Here is a 20,990-nt window from a genome sequence, read left to right as displayed (position 1 = left end):
TTTACGGATGAAGGTGCGATTTTGTTCCCGGGTTGTTGTTCCTCTTGTCCTGCACGTGCCGCGACATCCGTTGACACGACTTCCTTCCATCTGCTCAAACCGCTGACCGAGGACATGGCAGCGGGAGGAGCGTTGGAAATGGCAGGTTATGTGTTGGCGATCGACCAGGGGACGACCTCCAGCCGTGCGATCGTTTTCGACGAGAACATGAAGATCGCCGGCGCCGGCCAGAAGGAGTTCACGCAGATCTTCCCGAAATCCGGCTGGGTGGAGCATGATCCGGAGGAGATCTGGGGTTCCGTCGTGCTGACCATTCGCCAGGCGATCCGCAAGGCCGGCATCCGCGCCGCCGATATCGCCGCGATCGGCATCACCAACCAGCGCGAGACGGTGGTGGTGTGGGAGCGCGAGACGGGACAGGCCGTCCACAACGCCATCGTCTGGCAGGACCGGCGCACGGCCGGCGACTGCGAGCGGATGAAGGGAGAGGGGCTGGAGCCGCTCTTCACCGAAAAGACCGGCCTGCTGCTCGATCCCTATTTCTCCGGCACCAAACTCTCATGGCTGTTGAAGAACGTTGACGGTGCCCGCCGGCGGGCGGAGCACGGCGACCTCTGCTTCGGGACAATCGATACCTATCTGATCTGGCGGCTGACGGGCGGCAAGAGCTTCGTCACCGATGCCACCAATGCTAGCCGGACATTGCTCTACAACATCGCCGACAACCGGTGGGACGAGGACCTCTTGAAGGTGCTCGACGTCCCGGCGGCGATGCTGCCGGAGGTGAAGGACTGCGCCGACGATTTCGGCGTGACGGACGAGCGGTTGTTCGGTGCTGCCATTCCCGTCTTCGGCGTCGCCGGCGATCAGCAGGCGGCAACCATCGGGCAGGCGTGTTTTGAGCCGGGGATGATCAAGTCGACCTATGGCACCGGTTGCTTTGCCGTCCTGAACACCGGCAGCGAAATCGTCCCCTCCAAAAACCGGCTGCTGACGACGATCGCCTACCGGCTGAACGGCCGGACCACCTATGCGCTGGAAGGCTCGATCTTTATCGCGGGTGCCGCCGTCCAGTGGCTGCGCGACGGGCTCGGCATCATACGCAAGGCGGAGCAGACCGGTACGCTTGCCGACAGCGCCGACCCGGAACAGAACGTCTATCTCGTGCCGGCCTTCACGGGCCTTGGCGCACCGCATTGGGATGCGGAGGCGCGCGGGGCGATCTTCGGGCTTACCCGCAACACCGGGCCGGCCGAGCTATCGCGTGCTGCGCTGGAGGCGGTGTGCTATCAGACGCGCGACCTGCTGGAAGCCATGCACAAGGATTGGCAGAACGGAAAAAGCGATACGGTACTGCGCGTCGACGGTGGCATGGTCGCGTCCGACTGGACGATGCAGCGGCTCTCCGACCTTCTCGACGCGCCGGTGGATCGGCCAACCATCCTGGAGACCACCGCACTGGGCGCGGCCTGGCTTGCCGGCTCGAAAGCTGGGGTATGGCCTGACCGGACGGAGTTCGCGCGCAACTGGGAGCGGCAGCGGCGCTTCGAGCCGCAGATGGAGGAGGTCGTGCGGGCGGCAAAGATCGAGGGCTGGCGCAATGCCGTGCGGCGGACGCTGGGCGGCTTCTAGCCGCCGCCCGGCTCATTCGATGCGCTATTCGATGTGCTCGCCGGGGTAGACGCCCCAGAGCGACGCCTGCTCGACATAGCCTTGGACGCCGTTTCGCGGCAGGCTCACCTTGCACCAGGTGCCGTCGCAGGTGGTGACGCCCATCATCACCTTCGGCGAAAGCTTCGCAACGACGCGGCTCCTCGAGGAGGGTTCGCTGTGGAGCGTTACCGGCGTGTCCAGCCAAGGGCCGACGAGGGCGGCACGATCGCCGGACAACAGCGAGCCGTACATCCAGCCGCTGACGCCGTCGTAATCGCGCACACGCCGCCAGTTGCCGTATTCCTCGGTGATCTCCAGCGGCATGCCGCGATGAGTGTAGATCCACTTCGTCGCATAGTCCGTGGACGGGCCGATGCGCATGCGCGCGCGGCTTGCCTTCAGCGAAACATAGCGCGGAACGGCAAAGCCTGTTTCGCGGCCCTTGGTGAAACCGCTAGCCGCGCCCGCCTGCGCCGCCGCGTCATGGGGGAGTGCTGCCAGGATTACCGCAAGCAATGTGCCCGCCGCGGCGAGCATGGGTTGCTTGAACATCCGCTGAGGTCGGATCATGCGACCCCGCATGCCAAGGTGCAGCCGCATAGCAGCCTGCTCCTCAATTACACCTCTCGACTTCCTTGAGTGCCGCCGTGACACCGCTCAGCGAGAAGGTGTAGCTCGTATCCGTGCCGCGCTGGGAGGTCGCCTGCAGAACCAGCTGGCGGCCTGCCTTCATGGCATTGACCATGTCCGGCTCGGCGGCCTGGTTGCTGACCCAGGCAGCGTTTTCCTTCGGGCGCAGACTGAACGCCTTGTCGTCGACGCGAGCCCGGATGTCCCCATCCTGCTTCAGGTTGTATCCCATGATGGCCTGAGGCGCGTAGGCGGAGCCGCTGGAAGGCGCGATCAGAAGGAAATTGTCGCCGTGATTGACGTTGGTCGGCTGTGCGGAAACAGGCACCGAGAGGGCGTAGCAGTTTTTCTGGCCGCCCGACGTATAGGAATAAACGCCCCAGGCGTCGAATTGCTTAATGCGCGTCGGTTGCGCGCTGGCCGCCGCGGCCGAACCAAGGATGAGCGAAAGAGCAAAGCAGCACGTCCGGGTGAACATCTTGCCTCCATCTGTTTCTGTGCGGTGGGTTTTGGCCCGGAAAACGCGTTCCGCGGCCGTCTCAAATGAGGGTCTAATACAGCCCTATAGGGTTACCGGGAAGTTAACTTATGGGTTCGAATGGTGGTGACGCCGGTCACAAACGGGTGAGGCTGCCCGATTTCGAGACGAAAAAGGCCTCAAAACCCGTGACGTCCGATGGAGAAATGCAAGCGGAAAGATCCTTTACCGTTGCTCAGCGAAGGCTTTGCTGAGCCCTTCATAGGCCTCCATGGGCGGGAACTCCGGGAAGCTATGGGTGGCGCCGGTCGTGGCCCAGGGAAGCTTGACGCTGGTATAGGTTTCCACGAAGGGCGAGAACCATGAGGTGTCGCTCAGCATCGTAGGGCGGATGTTGACGAAGGCATCGATGAAGAATGCCTTCGTGAACATCCAGCTCTTGCAGTGCGGGCAGTGGTGGTGATGCAGATCGTCGCCATGGACGCCGCCGATCACCGGTTCGCCCTCGAGCACCTCAAAACCCTCAGACGGGATGGCGGCGCTGCAGGAAAAGGCGCTGGCGCTCATCTTCTGGCAGCCGCGGCAGTGGCAGGCCATCGTTAGAAGCGGCGGCGCGCTGATGCGGATGCGGACCTGACCGCAGCGGCAGGAACCCTCCATCGGCAGGACTGGCATGGGCATGAGGTCTCCTCCTTACGATCTTGCCGGAATGGTCAGCCCACGGTCCACCGCGGGTCTCGCGAGACCGCGCTCCAGCCATCGGGGCACGTGCTTCAACTCGTTGTACTGGACGAGTTCGCCGGCGCCATAGAAGCCGATCAGATTGCGAACCCATCCCAGCATGGCGATGTCGGCGATCGTGTATTCGTCGCCCATGATCCAGTCGCGGCCGCCGAGCCGGGTCTCCAGCACGCGGATGAGCCTTGCGCTTTCCTTGGCGTAGCGATCGCGCGGGCGCTTGTCTTCGTAGTCCTTGCCGGCGAACTTGTGGAAGAAGCCGAGCTGGCCGAACATCGGCCCTAGCCCACCCATCTGCCACATGACCCACTGGATCGTCTCGTAGCGGCCGGCAGGATTGGCAGGCAGCAGCTTTCCGGTCTTCTCGGCCAGATAAAGGAGAATCGCTCCGCTTTCGAAGAGCGCCAGCGGCTTGCCGTCCGGCCCGTTCGGATCGAGGATCGCCGGGATCTTGCCGTTGGGGTTGAGCGAGAGGTACTCGTCGCCCCAGGTCTCATCCGCGCCGATATTAATGAGATGCGGCTCGTAGGGCAGGTCGATCTCCTCGAGCATGATTGATACCTTCACCCCGTTCGGCGTCGGTGCCGAGTAGAGCTGCAGGATGTCGGGGTTTTTGGCCGGCCAGCGGCTGGTGATGGGAAATGCGGAGAGATCGGCCATGGATTGCCTCGAAAGTTCGCTGTCGCGGAAGACTATAGCGCGCGCGTGAGCCGAGGCCAGTAACCGGCCTGCCTGTTTTGCGGCGGAAATGAGGCGCAAGGGGTTGCCCGCGGACAAGTTCGCGCCATCTACGGCCTTCTGATGCTGCTCAGCCTCCCGCTCTGGAGATTTACACGGCTGCAGCCCTTAGGCGCGTGCTAGCTTGGCCTTTGGCCCCTCTCCGGTACGGGTCAAAGTCATGGCACAGGACGCAACACAATGGAGTAGATGATGACCGACCTCGGCGCTTCCAGCGCAGACGAAGCCATTCCCGCCCCGGAGGGAAACACGCAGATTATCGAGACCGATTACGAGATCGGCCAAGATAACATCAACTACCGACGCCGCTTCGTCTTCGAGATCGACATCCACAACATCGTGTTCAGCGTGTCGGCGTTGACCATCGTGGCGTTCACCTTCTTGACGCTGATCTTCCAGACGACGCTCGGCCCCGTCTTCGTGGCCTTGCGCGACGTGCTGACGTCGAACCTCGCCTGGTTCTTCCTCCTCGCTGGCAACATTTTCGTCCTCGTCTGCATCTTGCTGATCTTCCTGCCGCTCGGTCGGGTCCGCCTGGGTGGCCCGGACGCGACGCCGGACTACAGCCGCCTTTCGTGGTTTTCGATGCTCTTTGCCGCGGGAATGGGTATCGGACTGATGTTTTATGGCGTCTCGGAGCCGCTGGGCAATTACACCGCCGCCTTCGATGGGCCGGCTGTCGAGGACGGTGTCCGGACGGACTGGGCGCCGCTTGGCGGCGCGCCCGGCGATTCGGAGGCTTCCCGTCGTCTTGCCATGGCCGCCACCATCTTCCATTGGTCGCTGCACCCCTGGGCGATCTACGCCGTCGTCGCGCTGTCGCTGTCTCTCTTCGCCTACAACAAGGGCCTGCCGCTGACGCTGCGCTCAGTATTCTACCCGATCTTTGGCGAGCGCGTCTGGGGCTGGCCCGGCCATGTCGTGGACATCCTTGCCGTGTTCGCGACCATCTTCGGCCTCTCGACCTCGCTCGGCATTGGCGCCGAACAGGCGGGGGCGGGGTTAAACTTCCTGTTCGGGCTGCCGTCCGGCGTGGGCATGACCGTGTTCCTCGTGATCATCATTACGGGGATTGCAACGGCCTCGGTGATCGCCGGCATGGACAAGGGCGTCAAGCGCCTGTCGGAAGCCAACATGGCGCTCGCCTTCCTGCTTTTGATGTTCGTGATCCTCGTCGGCCCCACGCTGCAGATCGTGCGCGGCTTCTTCCTCAATCTCCTGGCCTACGTCGAATACCTGCCCGCGCTGTCGAACCCGTTCGGCCGCGACGACGACAACTTCCGCCAGGGCTGGACCGCCTTCTATTGGGCCTGGTGGATCAGCTGGTCGCCGTTCGTCGGCATGTTCATCGCGCGCGTCAGCCGCGGCCGCTCCGTGCGGGAGTTCCTGATCGCGGTGCTGCTGATCCCGTCGCTGGTCTCAACGCTCTGGATGACGGCGCTCGGCGGCACGGCGATCACGCAGGTGACGCAGGGGCTCACCTCGGTGCAGGATGCAGCGCTCGAGATCCAGCTCTTCGAAATGCTGGCACACCTGCCGCTGACGCAGCTCACCTCGCTGATCGGTATCGTGCTGGTGATCGTCTTCTTCGTCACCTCGTCGGACTCCGGCTCGCTGGTGATCGACACGATTGCGGCCGGCGGCAAGGTGAACGCGCCCGTGCCGCAGCGGGTGTTCTGGGCGACCTTCGAAGGGCTCGTCGCGATCGCGCTGATGCTGGGGGGAGGGCTTGCCGCCCTGCAGGCGATGGCGGTGTCCACCGGGTTTCCGTTCGCCATCGTGCTGCTGGCCGCGACCTGGTGCCTGTTCAAGGGACTGATGGCGGAACCGCGGCCGACGTCCGGTACGCCTAAGGCCGCCTGAGGCAGGCTGCCGGCCGCAGATTTTTTTGCTGCGGCCGGTCGGCCGCGGCGCTACTCCTTCGTCTTCCAACGGAGAAGGAGTTGACGATGCTTTACGCGATCCTCTGCTACGCAGACGAGGAGAAGGTGTTTGCCTGGTCGAAGGAGGAAGAGGCGGCCGTGATGGGGCGCCTCCAGGCCGTGCAGGAGCCGCTTGCAAGAGCCGGCAAGATGGGGCCGACCGGGCGGCTGATGCCGACGACGGCGGCCACCACGGTGCGCAAGGGCAGGGAGGAGCCGCTGGTCGTCGATGGTCCCTTCGCCGAGACGAAGGAAGTGCTGCTCGGCTTCTATACCGTCGACGTCGAAAACCTCGACGAGGCGATCGCCTTTTCCAAGGAGCTCTCTGCCGTCAATCCCGGCTCCACGTCCTATGAAATCCGGCCCTTCTACGTCTTCCAACCCGGGAGTTCTCCCAGATGAAGGACCCTGCCTGGATTGATCTTGCGCTGACGGCGGCCCGGCCGCAGGCCATGGGTGCGCTCTTGCGCTATTTTCGTCACCTCGACACGGCGGAAGAGGCGTTCCAGGAGGCGTGTCTGAGGGCAATCCGGACCTGGCCGGACAAAGGGCCGCCGCGCGATCCGACGGCGTGGCTGATCTTCGTCGGCCGCAACAGCGGCGTCGATCAGATCCGCAGGTCGGCGCGCAACACCGCGCTGCCGGACGAGAAGGTGCTGTCCGACCTCTCCGATGCCGAGGCCGACATGGCCGAGCGGCTCGACAGCTCGCATTACCGCGACGACATCCTGCGGCTGATGTTTATCTGCTGCCATCCTGATCTGCCGGCGACGCAGCAGATCGCGCTGGCGCTCCGGATCGTGTCCGGCATCAGCGTCGCCCAGATCGCACGCGCCTTCATCGTGTCGGAAAGCGCGATGGAGCAAAGGATCACCCGGGCCAAGGCACGCGTCGCCAAGGCGGGACTGCCGTTCGAGGCGCCAAGCGCCGCCGAGCGCGCCGAGCGGCTGCCGCCGGTCATGGCGATGATCTACCTCGTCTTCAACGAGGGCTATTCCGCGGGCATGAGCAATCCCGATGTCGCGGCGCTTTGCGAGGAGGCGATCCGGCTCGCGCGTCTGCTTCAGCGGATATTCCCGGCCGAGCCCGAGATCATGGGGCTTGCCGCACTGATGCTGCTGCAGCATTCCCGCCGCGAGGCCCGCTATGATGAGGAAGGGCAGGTCATCCTGCTCGAGGACCAGGACCGCACACTCTGGGACCGCCGGCAGATCGACGAGGCGCTGGCGCTCCTCGACAAGGCGATCCGCCACCGCAAGCCAGGGCCCTATCAGGTGCAGGCGGCAATCGCGGCGCTGCATGCGCGTGCCATGACGGCGGCCGAGACGGACTGGAAGGAGATCGAACTCCTCTACCAGCTCCTGGAAAAGCTCAACCCGTCGCCGGTCGTCTCGCTGAACCGGGTCGTCGCCTTTTCGAAGCTGCGCGGCCCCTTCGAGGCCCTCACCATGCTGGAACCCCTGGCGGATGCGCTGGATGGATACTTCTATTTCCACGGCGTGCGCGGCGGGCTGCTTGCCCAGACGGGCGAGACGAGGGAGGCGCGGGAGGCTTTCGGCCGGGCGATCTCCCTTGCCCGCTCGCCGGCGGAGGCCGCCCATGTGCGACTGGAACTGGACAAGCTGAGGGAAGAGGCGACGGCCATCCAATAAATTTCTGCCGCGATGTCGGCGTGCCCCCGTCTGCTGCGTCCTTGAGCCATCACACAGATTATCGGAGGGAAATGAGATGGATATGACGAGCAAGACCCCTGGGCACGAGCTGGTTCTGGTGCGCGAATTCGATGCGCCGCGCGAGAAGATCTACAAGGCGTGGACGACGCCGGAGCTGATGAAGGTGTGGTTCTGCCCGGAGCCTTGGAAGGTGACCGAGGCCGATCTTGACCTTCGCGTCGGCGGCCGTTGCAACACGGTGATGGAAGGGCCGAATGGCGAAGTGGTGCCCAACGAGGGCGTCTTCCTGGAGCTTGTCGAAAACGAGAAGATCGTGATTACCGACGCCTTTACCGAAGGTTGGATGCCAAAGGACAAGCCCTTCATGGTGGCGACCGTGCTGCTGGAGGAACTGCCGGGCGGGCGCACCCGCTATACAGCCAAGGCGCTGCACTGGACCGAAGAGGACAAGAAGACCCACGAGGAGATGGGTTTCCACGAAGGCTGGGGCAAGGCTGCAGACCAACTGGCGGCGCTGCTGGCGCGGATGTAATGCCACAGTGCCCATAGGATGAGGCGGCGGCGCACCCGCCGCCTCATTGCGTTCAGCCGCTTCGCATTGGACATCCCACCGATCGAACGAACCGTTCGAGATAATGGGGTTTGCCGTCTCCGGTCAGGTTGTCTATCTCCAGGGAAACCGGAGAGACACCGATGGAACTTGGCCTTTATACCTTTGCTGATGTCGACCCGCATGCGCGCGACAAGGGCGCAGAGGGCGTCCAGCGGATGAAGAACCTGCTGGAGGAGATTGAGCTGGCCGATCAGGTCGGCCTCGATGTCTTCGGGCTGGGAGAACATCACCGGCCGGACTATCTCGTTTCTTCGCCGGCGACGGTGCTGGCGGCTGCGGCGGTGAAGACGAAGAACATCCGGCTGACGAGCGCGGTTTCAGTTCTGTCGTCGGACGAGCCGGTTCGGGTATTTCAGCAGTTTTCAACGCTCGACCTGCTGTCGAACGGCCGCGCGGAGATCATGGCGGGGCGCGGCTCCTTCATCGAGTCCTTCCCTCTGTTCGGCTACGACCTCGGCGATTACGAGCAATTGTTCGCGGAGAAGCTCGACCTGCTGATGGCGATCCGCGACGAGGAAGTGGTGACATGGTCGGAAGGCCAGCTGCGGCCGCCGATCAATGGACGCGGCGTCTACCCGCGTCCGCTGCAGGAGAAGCTGCCGTTGTGGATCGCCGTTGGCGGTACGCCGCAATCGGTGGCGCGGGCGGGCGCGCTCGGCCTGCCGGTGGCGCTCGCCATCATCGGCGGCGAGTATCCGCGCTTTGCGCCGCTCTTCCACCTCTATCGCGAGGCGGCGCGGCGGGCGGGCAACGACCCTGCGACGCTGAAGACCAGCATCAACGTGCACGGCTTCATCGCCGATACAACGGAGCTTGCAGCGGACCAATTCTACGGACCGCAGGCGGCGGTGATGGACAGGATCGGCCGCGAGCGCGGCTGGGGCCCAACCAACCGGGCGCATTACGACGCCGCGCGCGGACCGACCGGCAATCTCTTCGTCGGCGATCCGGAACTGGTGGCGGAGAAGATCGTGGCGGCCCACAAGGTGTTCGGTAACGACCGCTTCCTGATCCAGATGGCCATCGGGCTGATGCCGCACGACCAGATCATGCGTGGCATCGAACTCTACGGCACGAAAGTCGCGCCGCTGGTCAGAAAGGCATTGACCGGCTCGGCGGATGGCGGCAAACCCGCCGCCAAAACCGGATAATGGAATGATCGTTAGAACGGAAGACGAACTGCAGAAGCTCAAGGATGTCGGGCGCCTCTGCGCCATCTCCATCGAGACGATGGCGAAGGCGCTGGAGCCGGGTATCACTACGGCGGAACTCGATGCGATCGGGCGCAAGGTGCTGGAGGACAATGGCGCGCAGTCGGCACCAGAGTTCTGCTACAGGTTTCCCGGCGCCACCTGCATCAGCGTCAACGAGGAAGTCGCCCATGGCATTCCCGGTGCGCGGGTGATCCAGGCGGGCGATCTGGTCAATATCGACGTGTCGGCGGTGAAGGACGGCTTCTTCGGAGATGCCGGCGCGTCCTACGCGGTGCCGCCAGTGACGCGGCAGGTGGAAAAGCTCTGCCGCGACGGCCGCCGGGCACTGTGGACCGGGCTGCAGCAGGTGAAGACGGGGCGGCCTCTAGCGGAGATCGGCAATGCCATCGGCGCGTTCGCCAAGAAGAACCGCTACACGCTGATCCAGAACCTTTCGAGCCACGGCATCGGGCTGACGCTGCACGACGAGCCGAAAGAAGTGCCGACCTGGCCGGACCCGACGGAGACGCGGGTCATCGAGGAGGGGCTGGTGTTCACGGTCGAGCCCTTCCTGTCGCTCGGCGCCGACTGGGCCGAGGACGGCGGTAACGGCGACCCGTGGACGCTCTATAGCGAGCCGAGGGCCCTGACGGTGCAGTACGAGCACACCATCGTCGCGACCAAGAACGGGCCGATCATCCTGACCCTGCCGGAATAGACGGGCTTACCTCCAACGGGCTCCGGCGCTCTGTCCAATCATTGAACAGGGCGCGCCAGAGTTTGCCGCGCCGCCGCGAGACGGTGGTTGCGGCTGGGCATCATGCCCGGCCGCCCGCCGGGACGTCATGTCGCCTGCGCCGAATCGATCGACTGCTTCTGTTTAAAGCAGGAGAGGGGATTAGGTTCACAGACAGTTGGTTACGCGGTCCCTTTGGTAAAGGACCGGTAAAGCAGCAGCCGCGCCGGCAGCGGAAAGTCTCCAGAGGTGTTCTGGTCTGGCACGTTGAGCCGTTTCCAGAGCCTTTATTTGGAAGCGTCCCTGTGGACAATCGCGGTCACGCGAGAAGGCACGGGACGAATCCCGTGCCTTCTCGCGTCAGGCATGGTCGCTTCAGGCGGAAGCGGTCCAGTGAACCCGGCTCAGGTCCTTGTTGAGGTAGACCTGGACTGGGATCTCGGAGCCAGTCGTGCCGGGCAAGGCAATCGCATAGGCGTCGAAACCCTGGTCCAGCAATGCCGCCAAAATGCCGGTCGAGGTCGAGGGCAGGTAGCCCAACTGGCTGCCGTCTCGACGCCGTACCGCGACGCTGGAGGGATCAAATGCTCGCTCGGGCCGCCTTTCGAGATGCAGCACCTCGTTCGCCTCGGGCGCTTTGGCGTGAGGGAACTGGTCTCGATTGGCGACATAGGAACGCAGCAACCCGACCCCGCCGGCCTCGCCGCGTGCCGCTGCCGCAGCACCGGTTGCGAAGGGAAGCGCAGCCAAGGTTCCGCCTGCTCCTGCAAGGAAGGAACGCCTTTCCATGTCGCCCTCCTAGAGCTGTTCGGCCTGGGCGCCGCTGTTGGGCTTGGCGCGGCCGAGATTCGGCTTTTCGCCGAGCGGCTGCATCGGGCGGCTGGAGAACGAACCATTGCCGTCGATTGACTGGCCTTCCGTCCAGCGCCCCTGGACCGGCTCGCTGCCGTCGTTCTGGAAGCCGAGGAAGACGTAGCTGAAGTCCTGGTTTTCCTGTTCCTGCGGAAAGCTGTTGGGGATCGGGAACACTTCTTCGTGGCCGCCCAGTTCTTGGAGCGCCGCCAGCCACTGGTTCTGGTGCATCGTGTCGCGCGCGATGAGGAAGGAGAGCATGTCCTTCATGCCGGGGTCGTTGGTCATGTTGTAGAGGCGTACCGCCAGGATTCGGCCGGTCGATTCCGCAGTGACATTGGCCGACATGTCGGCAGCAATGTTACCGCTTGCATAGATGTGCGACATGTTGAAGGGAACGCCGTCGGAGTCGATCGGCATGGCGGAAAGGCCGGCCGAGAGCAGGTTCTTCAGGTTCAGGCCGCCCAGGACGGCGCCGCCGACCGGATCACCGGCAACTTCTTCCTTGAGGCTCAGCGGGGCGCCTTCGAGGTTCATCGCGACGGCCGTCGCCAGCATCTCGATATGCCCGAGTTCTTCGGCGGCCGTGTTCATCAGCAGATCACGGAATTTCGGATTGCCGCGGGCACCGCAGGCCTGGAAGAAATACTGCATCGCCACGCGTATCTCGCCTTCGACGCCGCCGATCGCCTGCTGCAGGGCGCGGGCGAACAGTGGATCGGGATTTTCGACGCGCACCGGGTATTGCAGCTTTCCGTCTGTGTAGAACATGATTCTCTCCTTCATGTTGGGGACGGGTGCCGAACAAGAGCCCATAGTTATTGTTCCTCCGAAAGTTGCACCGGCCGACCTTTTGCTAGCCGTGAGCCTTTCAGAGGGGGACGCATCAGCGGGATGCATCGCTGGATCAATTTTGCGCGTTTGTGTGCTTCCGGCTGCGGTGCAATAACCGAGCCATGATCCGCCGCTCCGTCCCGCCCGTATCCTCGCCCATCCTTGTCGGCCTCGGCGGGGCGGTTGCGATGGCGGCGGCCATGGGGTTCGGGCGCTTCGTCTATACGCCGATCCTGCCCGGCATGATGGAGGGCGCTTCGCTTTCGGCGGCCGATGCCGGCCTGATCGCAGGTGCGAACTTCGTTGGCTACCTTGCTGGCGCGATCCTTTCCAGTTTCGGCTGGGCGGCGGGCAGGGAGCGGCGGGTGGCGCTCCTCGGGCTGCTCGCCACGGCGGTGCTGCTGGCGGCCATGGCGGTGATGGGTAGCCTCACAGCCTTCCTCGTCATCCGCTTCCTGGCCGGTCTCGCCAGCGCCTTCGCGATGGTCTTCACCTCCTCGATCGTGCTACCGCACGGAGCTCAGAGCGAGGCTGTGCCGCTTCTGCATTTCGGCGGCGTCGGCTTCGGCATCGCGCTGTCCTCGGCGCTCGTCTTTGTCATCAACGTCATTGCCGGCGACGGCGCCCATGGCTGGCGGATAAGCTGGATCGGCAGCGCGATCTTTGCGGCGGTTATGGTGGCGGTGGTTGCGCGGCTTCTGCCGAGGCCGGCTACTGGATCGGCGCCGGTGCGCGAGCCGGCGCTTTCCTGGGACCGGCCGCTCGTTCTTCTGACGCTCTCCTACGGCCTGTTCGGCTTCGGTTATGTGATCACCGCGACCTTCCTCGTCGCAATCGCTCGCTCGACATCCGCGGGTCCGGCGGTGGAATTCCTCGCCTGGTTCGTCACCGGAGCCGCAGCGGCCCTTTCTCTCATCGCCTGGCGGCTGCTGGTGCGCCGCGTGGGGCTTGCGGCGACCTATCTGGCCTGCATCGTGCTGGAAGCGATCGGCGTGCTGGCCTCGGTGCTCCTGCCGCCGGTCGCCGGCGCGCTCTTGGGCGGGCTCTTCCTCGGCCTTACCTTCATGGCGGTGACCGCCTACGGGCTGCAACTGGTTCGGCTGCTCTCGCCGGAAAGTCCGAGACGGGCGCTGGCGATCATGACGGCGGCGTTCGGTGCCGGGCAGATCGTAGGGCCGCTGGTGGCAGGCTGGCTGGCGGAGGGGAGCGGTAGCTTCGTCTTGCCCACCGCAATCGCCGGAGCCGCGCTTGCGCTCTCGGCACTGTTGGTATTCCCGCTCCTCCCTCATGCGAGAGTCTAACGAGCCCAGATTACAATTGGGTAAGACTGCCATCCTAGCGTTGCTGCTCACACAGTTCTGCCCTAGTTTGCCGCCACCACCGCCGGCCAATTACGGCCACAACTGCGCAAACGAGTGCTGTCCACGTGTTCAAGTCCTTCTTTCCCCAACCCAAGCTGTTGTTTCTCTCCCTTGTCATATGGTCGGCATTGGCCGTGGCGTTCTGGTATGGGTTCTTTTCCGATTACGGGGCTTCTCTCGGCATGGTGGCGCCCGAGACCCCGTCGATCAATCTCGGCTTCTTCGTCACGCCGGATTATCTCTGGTTCTATATGTACTTCAGCGTCGTGATTGTCGCGTTCTGTGGCTTCTGGCACCTGCGTGCCGGTGATCACAGGTGGAAGATTTGGTCGCTATGGGGGTCCGCGTTCATTCTGTTCACGACCTATTTCGGCGTGCAGGTATCGGTCGCGATCAACAACTGGCGGAGACCCTTCGGAGACCTGCTGCAGAATGCCCTGACGGGGCAACCGGGCGTCACCAATCAAGATTTCTACGACCTGATGATCCTTTTCTGCGGAATCGCCTTTCTCAACGTGATCGTTTTCGTCGTGGTCCGCTTCTTCGTCAGCCACTATATCTTCCGCTGGCGCACCGCGATGAACGAGCACTACATGTCGATGTGGCGGCGGCTGCGCCACATTGAAGGCGCCTCGCAACGTGTTCAGGAAGACACGATGCGTTTTGCGGCAACGACGGAGGGGCTTGGCGTCAGCCTGATCGATGCCGTCATGAACCTGATCGCATTTTTGCCGATCCTCCTGGCGCTCTCTTCGTATGTCACGGAACTGCCCATCATCGGCGCCATTCCACACAGCCTCTTATGGCTGGCGCTTCTCTGGTCGGTATTCGGGACCTTTCTTCTTGCGCTCGTCGGCATCAGACTGCCTGGTTTAGAATTTCGCAATCAGCGGGTCGAAGCGGCCTACCGAAAGGAACTGGTTTATGGCGAGGACCATGAGAACCGGGCGGAGCCCGTCACGGTCACTGAGCTCTTCGATAATGTCCGCCGCAACTACTTTACCCTCTATTTCCACTATCTCTACTTCAACGCGGTCCGCTCGGTTTATTTTCAGGCGGACACATTGTTTCTGACCTTCATGCTGGTGCCGACGATCGTTTCCGGAAGGATCACGTACGGCATCTATCAGCAGATCGCGACTGCCTTTGGACAAGTGAGCAACTCGTTCCAATACCTAGTGACCTCCTGGCCGACGATCGTTGAGCTTTTGTCGATCTACAAGCGCCTGCAGTCTTTCGAGAAGGCGATCGAAAACGAGCCGCTGCCGGAAATCGACGAGCATTACCTGCAGCGCGAGGCGATGGGCGGCGAGATGGAAGCGGACCGTCCGACCTAGAGACAAGCAGCCGTTTTGGCCGCGCCGGCGAAAGCCGCGCGGGGATGACGGGAAGGGGGGCAGGCGGTTGTCGTTCGGGGTTGGTGTTTCAGGCGTTCCGCCTGCCCCGGCTGCCGTTTCCGCTGCGGCGTTTCCCTGCTGCCGCGGCGGTCATTGCAGCATCACCGGCGCCGAGCCCTTGGCCAGGGGTGCTAGCCGGTTCGCGACCCGGCGTTCCCGTCCGATGACGCACGCATTGTCGCGCACTACGGCGGGGAGGGGGACGAAATACAGTGTGACCGGCAGCCAAGCCTCGGAAGTTGAAGGTGAAAAACATTTATGTGGAATTGAAACGTTCACTCTCGCGAAAGCTCATGATCGCTCGGTTGTATGGTTGCCGAGGCGGTGCGCTCACTCCGGCTGGACGCCTTTCCTCGTCACCCGCCGAAATGCGCGGCTGAACAGCATGCTGTCATGGATGAAGCCGAGGATATCAATAAGATCGTCCGCACCCAGCCGGAAGATGAGATAGTGGCGTGGCTCGCCGACCGGACCGACAGGATCGGGCACACGCTTTCGGCTGTTCCGGATGTGGTAGATGCCGACCTTTCCAGAAGGTATGGTTCTCCAGGAAACAGTCGGGCGGTGCGGATCATCGGCGGCATCCTGCATAGCGGTAACGAGAAGAGCCGCGTAGCGTTCGCGGGGTGGGGGGCTGAATTCCTCTTGGCTTCGTTCGAGAATTTCGCCGATCTGTTCCAGCGCAAAGGCTGAAAGTCGATAATTAGCCATTGCCTGGGAGGGTTTGCTTCCGGGCAAAGTTCGTGTTCAGACGCTCGAGAAGCTCTTTAGATCCGTCTTTGCCGCTTATCAGGGTAAAATCGCCGCCATCGATCGCCGCTTCACCATTTCGCGCAGCCTCCGCGATCACCGCCAGATCAGACATCTCTGCGTTGATGTCGTCTTCGTAACGTCTGAGCGCTTCAGTGACCACCTCGCTGGCGCTCCGATGTCTGCCAGAGGCCACTTCACGATCAACGAAGTCGCTGACATGCTGCGTGATGCTGAAATTCCTGCCGCTCATGGCACGTCTCCTCGAGGGGCAATGCTAGCAACGACTGACGTTCGCGCGCAAGAGTCTTTGCAAGCCGTCTCTACAGCCCCGAACTCTCCTGCACCCGGCGGTCCTCAAGCACTTCCATCGCCTCCCCATACGTCACGCAGGCGACATCCGGCAGGCTGCAGACCTCCGCCGCCAACCGCTCCATAGCCCGCCAATAGGCTCCGGCGTTCATCTTGACGAAGTGCAGGCCGATCTGGAGGGGAACGCGGTCACCTTCGTATTGGCGGTCGAAGGCGGCGCGGAAGGCGGCATAGGCGCGTTCCCCGAACTCAACCGATCGGCTGGGATTTTCGACGCCTGCGGAATGGCGGATGAAGAGATTGTAGTCCATCGCGATGATCGGGCGCTGCTTCGGCCCTTCCGGGATCAGCGGCAGACCGAAGCGGATGACACCACCCTTTTCCACAGGGGCCTCAGGTCCGCGGGTGACGGTGCTTGCGTCGTAGAGGAAGCCCGCCTGCTTCTCCGCCGCAAACAGCGTGTCCGGTACGGAAAGATAGGGGGCACGGAAACCGCGGATGCCGTTGTCAACAAATGATCTCCAGCCATCCGGCTCGTCCTTTGCTGCATCGTTGGCTGTCCAAGCGCCGGAGAGGACGGAGCGGAAAGTCGTCATCTCCTTGGTCCAGTCGGCTTGCGACCAATCGGCGCCGTCGAAGTGGCCGCAGGTGTGGCTGGCGATCTCGTGACCTTCCAGATGCGCCTGCCAGACATGGGCCAGCCGGGTGCGCGATTCCTCGCGACTTTGGGCAAAACCGATATTGGAACGGCCCGCCTTGTGATACGGGCCTTTGTAGGCTGCAGCATCGGGCTTTGCGATAACGAGTGCGCAGGAAAGGAAATAGGTAAAGCGGATGTTGGCCTTGCGGGCAAAGTCGCGGCTGCGCTGCCAGAGCGTGTTGTCGCCGGCGCCGTCGAAGGAGACGAGGAGCAACTGCTTCGGCTTTGATGGCCGCGCTTCTTCGGCGAGGGCAGACATCGGCATGCAAAGGAAAAGGCTCAGGAAAATGCGGAGAAACATGAACACCGTGCAAAGAAGGTTTGGCAAAGGTCGGCGGACCCTTGTGTGGCGCGATTGCGGCGAAGCCAAGGAGAGCACAGACACGGTTCCCTTTTGCCGGGAAAGGCTCTAGAAGGCGCTTTTCCGCATGATGGGCCGACGGGGGCCGGAGACTGGAATGGCGCAAGACAACGACAGCTTTATCCGCGAGGTGAACGAGGAACTCCGTTCCGACCAGTTCAGGACAGCCTGGAGCCGCTACGGCAAGATCATCATCGGGGTCGCTATCCTGATCGTCCTCGCCACGGCCGGCTATCGCGGCTATGAATACTGGGAAGCGCGCAACGCATCGGTCTCGGGCGACCGATTCCTCGCTGCCCTTCGGCTCGCCGAGGAGGGCAAGCACGACGAGGCGCTCGCCGCCTTCCAGGCCCTGGCAGAAGACGGCAGCGGCTCCTATCCGGTACTGGCGCAGATGCGTGCGGCTTCCGTTATGGCGCAGAAGGATGACACGGCGGGTGCCGTTGCGGCCTTCGGGGAAGTTGCGGAGAACGGCGCCGCCCCCGACGCGATGCGCGACGTGGCGCGGCTTCGCGCGGCCTGGCTGCTGATCGATACCGGCACCTATGAAGAAGTCTCGGCGCAGGCCGAGGTGCTCACCAGTGAGAATCATGCGCTGCGCAATTCGGCACGCGAGGCGCTGGGCCTGTCTTCCTACAGGGCCGATGACATGGTGCGCGCCAAGGAGTGGTTCCAGGCAATCGTTGACGACGCGGCCGCTCCGCGCAACGTCGCCAATCGCGCGCAGATCATGCTCGACAACATCGCCGCATCCGGCAAGGCGCCCTAATTCCCGCTTCGGGAAGGGCTGAAGGAACAGACGCATGAGCTTCACCGTCGCGATCGTCGGACGTCCCAACGTCGGCAAGTCCACGCTGTTCAACCGGCTGGTGGGCAAGAAGCTCGCCCTGGTGGACGACACGCCAGGCGTCACACGAGACCGGCGCCCCGGCGACGCCAAACTCGTCGACCTGCGTTTCACCATCATCGATACGGCCGGCCTCGAAGAGACTGGACCGGACACGCTGGAAGGCCGGATGCGGGCGCAGACCGAGATGGCCATCGGCGAGGCGGACCTGACGCTCTTCGTCGTCGACGCCAAGATGGGCCTGACGCCGCTCGACAAGACCTTCGGCGAACTCTTGCGCCGAAGCGGCAAGCCGGTGGTACTGGTCGCCAACAAATCAGAAGCCCGTGGATCCGATGGCGGATTCTACGACGCCTTTACACTGGGGCTCGGCGAGCCGGTGCCGATCTCGGCCGAGCACGGCCAGGGCATGATCGACCTGCGCGACGCGATCGTCGAGGCGATCGGCGAGGAGCGAGCCTTTGGCGACGACGAGGACGAGGAGGCGGTCACCGATGTCAGCATCCCGACCGGAGAAATGGAAGGCGACGATGACGAGGAGATCGAGGCGGCCTATGACGAGACGAAGCCGCTGCGCGTCGCCATCGTCGGACGCCCGAATGCTGGCAAGTCGACGCTGATCAACCGTTTCCTCGGCGAGGATCGTCTGCTGACCGGGCCGGAAGCCGGCATCACCCGCGATTCCATCTCGGTGGAATGGGACTGGCGCGGCCGGACTATCAAGATGTTCGATACGGCTGGCATGCGGCGCAAGGCGCGGGTGCAGGAGAAGCTCGAAAAGCTGTCCGTTGCCGATGCGCTGCGGGCGATCCGGTTTGCCGAGACGGTGGTGATCGTCTTCGATGCGACTATCCCCTTCGAGAAGCAGGACCTGCAGATTGTCGATCTCGTGCTGCGCGAGGGTCGCGCCGCCGTGCTTGCCTTCAACAAATGGGATCTTGTCGAACACCCTCAGGAGGTGCTGGCGGACTTGCGCGAGAAGACCGAGCGGCTGCTGCCGCAGGCGCGCGGTATCCGCGCCGTGCCGATCTCCGGGCAGACAGGCTACGGCCTCGACAAGCTGATGCAGAACATCGTCGACACCGACAAGGTGTGGAACAAACGCATCTCGACGGCCAAGCTGAACAAGTGGCTGGAGGGCGTGCAGGTGCAGCATCCGCCACCGGCCGTTTCCGGTCGCCGGTTGAAGCTCAAATACATGACGCAGGTAAAGGCCCGTCCGCCAGCCTTCATGATCTCGTGCACGCGACCTGACGCGGTGCCGGAACATTACCTGCGATATCTGACGAACGGACTGCGCGCCGATTTCCAGATGCCCGGCGTGCCGATCCGCATCCACCTGCGGGCGTCGGAAAACCCATTCGAATCAAAGAAGAAGCGTCGCTAGCGCAGACGGTGATTCAATGACTTGAGGCATCAAGTTAAGCATCGGCTGCCCCAGGAGCCTGTCATGGCATCGATCGACACGCTGGTCGCCTTCTTCATCACCACCGCTGTTTTCGCGTACATCCCCGGACCCGCGATGCTGTACGCCGCGGCGCAAACGGTTGCCTGGGGCAGGCGGTCGGGACTGTCTGCCGTTCTAGGGATCCATCTCGGCTGTTATGTCCATGTGCTTGCGGCCGCGGCCGGACTGTCGCTAGTTTTCCATGCGGTGCCGTTGCTTTACACAGCCGTCAAGTTGGCGGGTGCCGCCTATCTGATCTGGCTCGGCATCACGATGCTGCGCGCTCGTGACGACGGTGCCGGCCCGGCTGACGCTATCCAGCCGACGTCGGTTCGGCGCGCGTTTGTTCAGAGCGTGCGCGTCGAGGTTCTGAACCCGAAGACGGCCTTGTTCTTCCTTGCCTTCCTGCCGCAGTTCGTGGACCCGGGCGCGGCTCTGCCGGTCTGGCTGCAGTTCGCCATCCTCGGAACTGCGGTCAACCTGCTGTTCACGTCTGCCGATGTCGTCTGCGTTATCTTCGCCGGCGCGATGATACGCCGCTTGCGGGCGTCCCGCTACGCGAAGATCTGGATGCAGCGGGCCGGTGGGGCTGTGCTGGTCGGCCTGGGTGCACATCTGGCGCTACAGAGGCAGTAACGTAACGGCCTGAGTGTCGGATCGGGGATCAAGTCATCGCGCCGGCAAAGCGACATGGCTTTGCGACATGCGGATGTTGTCGAGGAACTGGCGCGAGGCGGCTTCCCAGGTGAACGTGCGGGCAAGGGTGCGCGCGTCTTCGCGCGAGCAGGTGAGCGCCGTAAGGCAGGCTTGGCGCAGATCCTCGTGCAAGGCACCTGCCCGGCTGCCGGGCTCGATGATGTCGATCGGACCGGTCACCGGATAGGCGGCCACCGGAACGCCGCTCGCCAGCGCTTCCAGAATGGTGTTGCCGAACGTATCGGTGCGCGAGGGGAAGACGAAGACGTCAGCTTGCGCATAGGCGTGGGCGAGATCCTTGCCAGTCTTCAGGCCGGTAAAATGCACGTCCGGATAGCGGCGCTGCAGGTCGGCACGGGCAGGTCCGTCGCCGACGACCATCTTGGAACCAGGCAGGTCGAGATCGAGAAAGGCCGGCAGGTTCTTTTCCATTGAGACCCGGCCGACCGTGAGAAAGATCGGGCGTGGCAACCCGAAGGGCTTCTCCTCCGGCGGGAGTGGGCAGAACAAGGTCTGGTCGATGCCGCGGCTCCAGCGCAATAGGTTGCGCAGGCCGAGCCTGAGGAGTTCCCGCTCCAGGCTCGCAGTCGCAACCATGCAGCCGTTGCCGGCATTGTGGAACCAGCGAACGAAGGCCTGCACCCAGGGGATCGGCACGGGGAAGCGTGCAGCGACATATTCGGGAAAGCGAGTGTGGTAACTGGTCGAGAAGGCAACGCCGTTTCGTAGGCACCAACGGCGGGCGAGGATGCCGAGCGGACCCTCGGTCGCGATATGAACGGCATCAGACGCGGCGAGTTCGATTTCGCGTGCCACCTGCCCGTAGGTGGCAACGGAAAGGCGGATTTCCGGATAGGTCGGACAAGGGACGTTGCGGAAGGTTTGTGGTGTGACCATGCTCACCTCCACGCCCATCCGCTCCAGTTCCCGATTGGTGTTCTGGATTGATCGGACGACGCCGTTGACCTGAGGGTGCCAGGCATCCGTGACGATGGTGATCTTCATGGCCTCTCCCGGTGCTGCGGAGGCCGCGACTCGGATCGCAGCCTCCTTGCGTGA

Annotated in this window: 22 protein-coding genes; 13 read left to right on the top strand and 9 right to left on the bottom strand. The window is 63.4% G+C overall.

Annotation, left to right across the window (positions count from 1 at the left end; translation table 11 throughout):
- Positions 1-138 precede the first annotated feature (138 nt).
- Positions 139-1,632 carry a glycerol kinase GlpK gene (gene glpK, locus LXM96_RS01350; protein ID WP_239996426.1) on the top strand — a complete coding sequence of 498 codons (1,494 nt, stop codon included), beginning with the start codon at positions 139-141 and terminating at the stop codon, positions 1,630-1,632.
- Between the two features lie 24 nt (positions 1,633-1,656).
- On the opposite strand, the gene LXM96_RS01345 is transcribed toward glpK, so the two are convergent.
- From LXM96_RS01345 to LXM96_RS01330, 4 genes are all read right to left on the bottom strand, one after another.
- Positions 1,657-2,253: an SH3 domain-containing protein gene (locus tag LXM96_RS01345; RefSeq protein ID WP_239996425.1), complete on the bottom strand. Its 597-nt coding sequence runs from the start codon at positions 2,251-2,253 to the stop codon at positions 1,657-1,659.
- 13 nt (positions 2,254-2,266) lie between these two features.
- Positions 2,267-2,761, bottom strand: a complete 495-nt coding sequence (locus LXM96_RS01340) for an invasion associated locus B family protein (RefSeq protein WP_239996424.1) — start codon at positions 2,759-2,761, stop codon at positions 2,267-2,269.
- 225 nt (positions 2,762-2,986) lie between these two features.
- The gene (locus LXM96_RS01335) at positions 2,987-3,442 is read right to left on the bottom strand and encodes a GFA family protein (RefSeq protein ID WP_239996423.1); all 456 of its coding nucleotides are present in this window, start codon (positions 3,440-3,442) and stop codon (positions 2,987-2,989) included.
- A gap of 12 nt (positions 3,443-3,454) precedes the next feature.
- Entirely contained in the window at positions 3,455-4,159 is a 705-nt protein-coding gene (locus LXM96_RS01330) for a glutathione S-transferase N-terminal domain-containing protein (RefSeq protein WP_239996422.1), read from the bottom strand.
- A 270-nt stretch (positions 4,160-4,429) separates the two neighbouring features.
- On the opposite strand from LXM96_RS01330, the gene LXM96_RS01325 reads away from it, so the two are divergent.
- From LXM96_RS01325 to map, 6 genes are all read left to right on the top strand, one after another.
- Positions 4,430-6,100 carry a BCCT family transporter gene (locus LXM96_RS01325; protein ID WP_239996421.1) on the top strand — a complete coding sequence of 557 codons (1,671 nt, stop codon included), beginning with the start codon at positions 4,430-4,432 and terminating at the stop codon, positions 6,098-6,100.
- Positions 6,101-6,186: 86 nt separating this feature from the next.
- The gene (locus LXM96_RS01320; protein ID WP_239996420.1) at positions 6,187-6,561 is read left to right on the top strand and encodes a YciI family protein; all 375 of its coding nucleotides are present in this window, start codon (positions 6,187-6,189) and stop codon (positions 6,559-6,561) included.
- Positions 6,558-7,811, top strand: coding sequence for an RNA polymerase sigma factor (locus tag LXM96_RS01315; protein ID WP_239996419.1), 1,254 nt, complete (start codon positions 6,558-6,560; stop codon positions 7,809-7,811). The genes LXM96_RS01320 and LXM96_RS01315 overlap by 4 nt, the downstream gene beginning before the upstream one ends.
- An 82-nt stretch (positions 7,812-7,893) precedes the next feature.
- Positions 7,894-8,364, top strand: coding sequence for an SRPBCC family protein (locus LXM96_RS01310; RefSeq protein ID WP_239996418.1), 471 nt, complete (start codon positions 7,894-7,896; stop codon positions 8,362-8,364).
- A 161-nt stretch (positions 8,365-8,525) separates the two neighbouring features.
- The gene (locus LXM96_RS01305) at positions 8,526-9,596 is read left to right on the top strand and encodes an LLM class flavin-dependent oxidoreductase (RefSeq protein ID WP_239996417.1); all 1,071 of its coding nucleotides are present in this window, start codon (positions 8,526-8,528) and stop codon (positions 9,594-9,596) included.
- Between the two features lie 4 nt (positions 9,597-9,600).
- Positions 9,601-10,356, top strand: coding sequence for a type I methionyl aminopeptidase (gene map, locus LXM96_RS01300; protein ID WP_239996416.1), 756 nt, complete (start codon positions 9,601-9,603; stop codon positions 10,354-10,356).
- Positions 10,357-10,749: 393 nt separating this feature from the next.
- Here map and LXM96_RS01295 read toward each other — a convergent pair whose 3' ends face one another.
- Positions 10,750-11,163, bottom strand: coding sequence for an HIRAN domain-containing protein (locus LXM96_RS01295; RefSeq protein ID WP_239996415.1), 414 nt, complete (start codon positions 11,161-11,163; stop codon positions 10,750-10,752).
- Between the two features lie 9 nt (positions 11,164-11,172).
- The gene (locus tag LXM96_RS01290) at positions 11,173-11,997 is read right to left on the bottom strand and encodes a manganese catalase family protein (RefSeq protein ID WP_239996414.1); all 825 of its coding nucleotides are present in this window, start codon (positions 11,995-11,997) and stop codon (positions 11,173-11,175) included.
- 185 nt (positions 11,998-12,182) lie between these two features.
- Between LXM96_RS01290 and LXM96_RS01285 the strand changes: the two genes are divergently transcribed.
- From LXM96_RS01285 to LXM96_RS01275, 3 genes are all read left to right on the top strand, one after another.
- Positions 12,183-13,361 (top strand): YbfB/YjiJ family MFS transporter, encoded by a 1,179-nt coding sequence (locus LXM96_RS01285; protein WP_239996413.1) that lies wholly within the window; start codon positions 12,183-12,185, stop codon positions 13,359-13,361.
- A gap of 125 nt (positions 13,362-13,486) precedes the next feature.
- Complete coding sequence (sbmA, locus tag LXM96_RS01280; protein WP_239996412.1) at positions 13,487-14,758, top strand: peptide antibiotic transporter SbmA; 1,272 nt, start codon at positions 13,487-13,489, stop codon at positions 14,756-14,758.
- Between the two features lie 453 nt (positions 14,759-15,211).
- A complete protein-coding gene (locus LXM96_RS01275) occupies positions 15,212-15,511 on the top strand; it encodes a hypothetical protein (RefSeq protein WP_239996411.1) in 300 nt (99 codons plus the stop codon).
- A gap of 10 nt (positions 15,512-15,521) precedes the next feature.
- Here the strand turns inward: LXM96_RS01275 and LXM96_RS01270 are convergent, their stop codons facing one another.
- Complete coding sequence (locus LXM96_RS01270) at positions 15,522-15,821, bottom strand: ribbon-helix-helix domain-containing protein (RefSeq protein WP_239996410.1); 300 nt, start codon at positions 15,819-15,821, stop codon at positions 15,522-15,524.
- A 70-nt stretch (positions 15,822-15,891) separates the two neighbouring features.
- Complete coding sequence (locus LXM96_RS01265) at positions 15,892-16,887, bottom strand: polysaccharide deacetylase family protein (protein WP_394801879.1); 996 nt, start codon at positions 16,885-16,887, stop codon at positions 15,892-15,894.
- A gap of 151 nt (positions 16,888-17,038) precedes the next feature.
- On the opposite strand from LXM96_RS01265, the gene LXM96_RS01260 reads away from it, so the two are divergent.
- From LXM96_RS01260 to LXM96_RS01250, 3 genes are all read left to right on the top strand, one after another.
- Positions 17,039-17,710 (top strand): tetratricopeptide repeat protein, encoded by a 672-nt coding sequence (locus LXM96_RS01260; RefSeq protein WP_239996408.1) that lies wholly within the window; start codon positions 17,039-17,041, stop codon positions 17,708-17,710.
- 34 nt (positions 17,711-17,744) lie between these two features.
- Positions 17,745-19,175 carry a ribosome biogenesis GTPase Der gene (der, locus tag LXM96_RS01255; protein WP_239996407.1) on the top strand — a complete coding sequence of 477 codons (1,431 nt, stop codon included), beginning with the start codon at positions 17,745-17,747 and terminating at the stop codon, positions 19,173-19,175.
- Between the two features lie 63 nt (positions 19,176-19,238).
- Positions 19,239-19,871, top strand: coding sequence for a LysE family translocator (locus LXM96_RS01250; RefSeq protein ID WP_239996406.1), 633 nt, complete (start codon positions 19,239-19,241; stop codon positions 19,869-19,871).
- A gap of 33 nt (positions 19,872-19,904) precedes the next feature.
- Here the strand turns inward: LXM96_RS01250 and LXM96_RS01245 are convergent, their stop codons facing one another.
- Positions 19,905-20,936, bottom strand: a complete 1,032-nt coding sequence (locus LXM96_RS01245) for a glycosyltransferase family 4 protein (RefSeq protein WP_239996405.1) — start codon at positions 20,934-20,936, stop codon at positions 19,905-19,907.
- Positions 20,937-20,990 lie beyond the last annotated feature (54 nt).

The organism is Rhizobium halophilum (assembly GCF_021648825.1).
GTDB classification, from domain to species: domain Bacteria; phylum Pseudomonadota; class Alphaproteobacteria; order Rhizobiales; family Rhizobiaceae; genus Neorhizobium; species Neorhizobium halophilum.
Note: the sequence above shows the minus strand (reverse complement) of the source record. Positions and strands in the feature narration are given on the sequence as shown.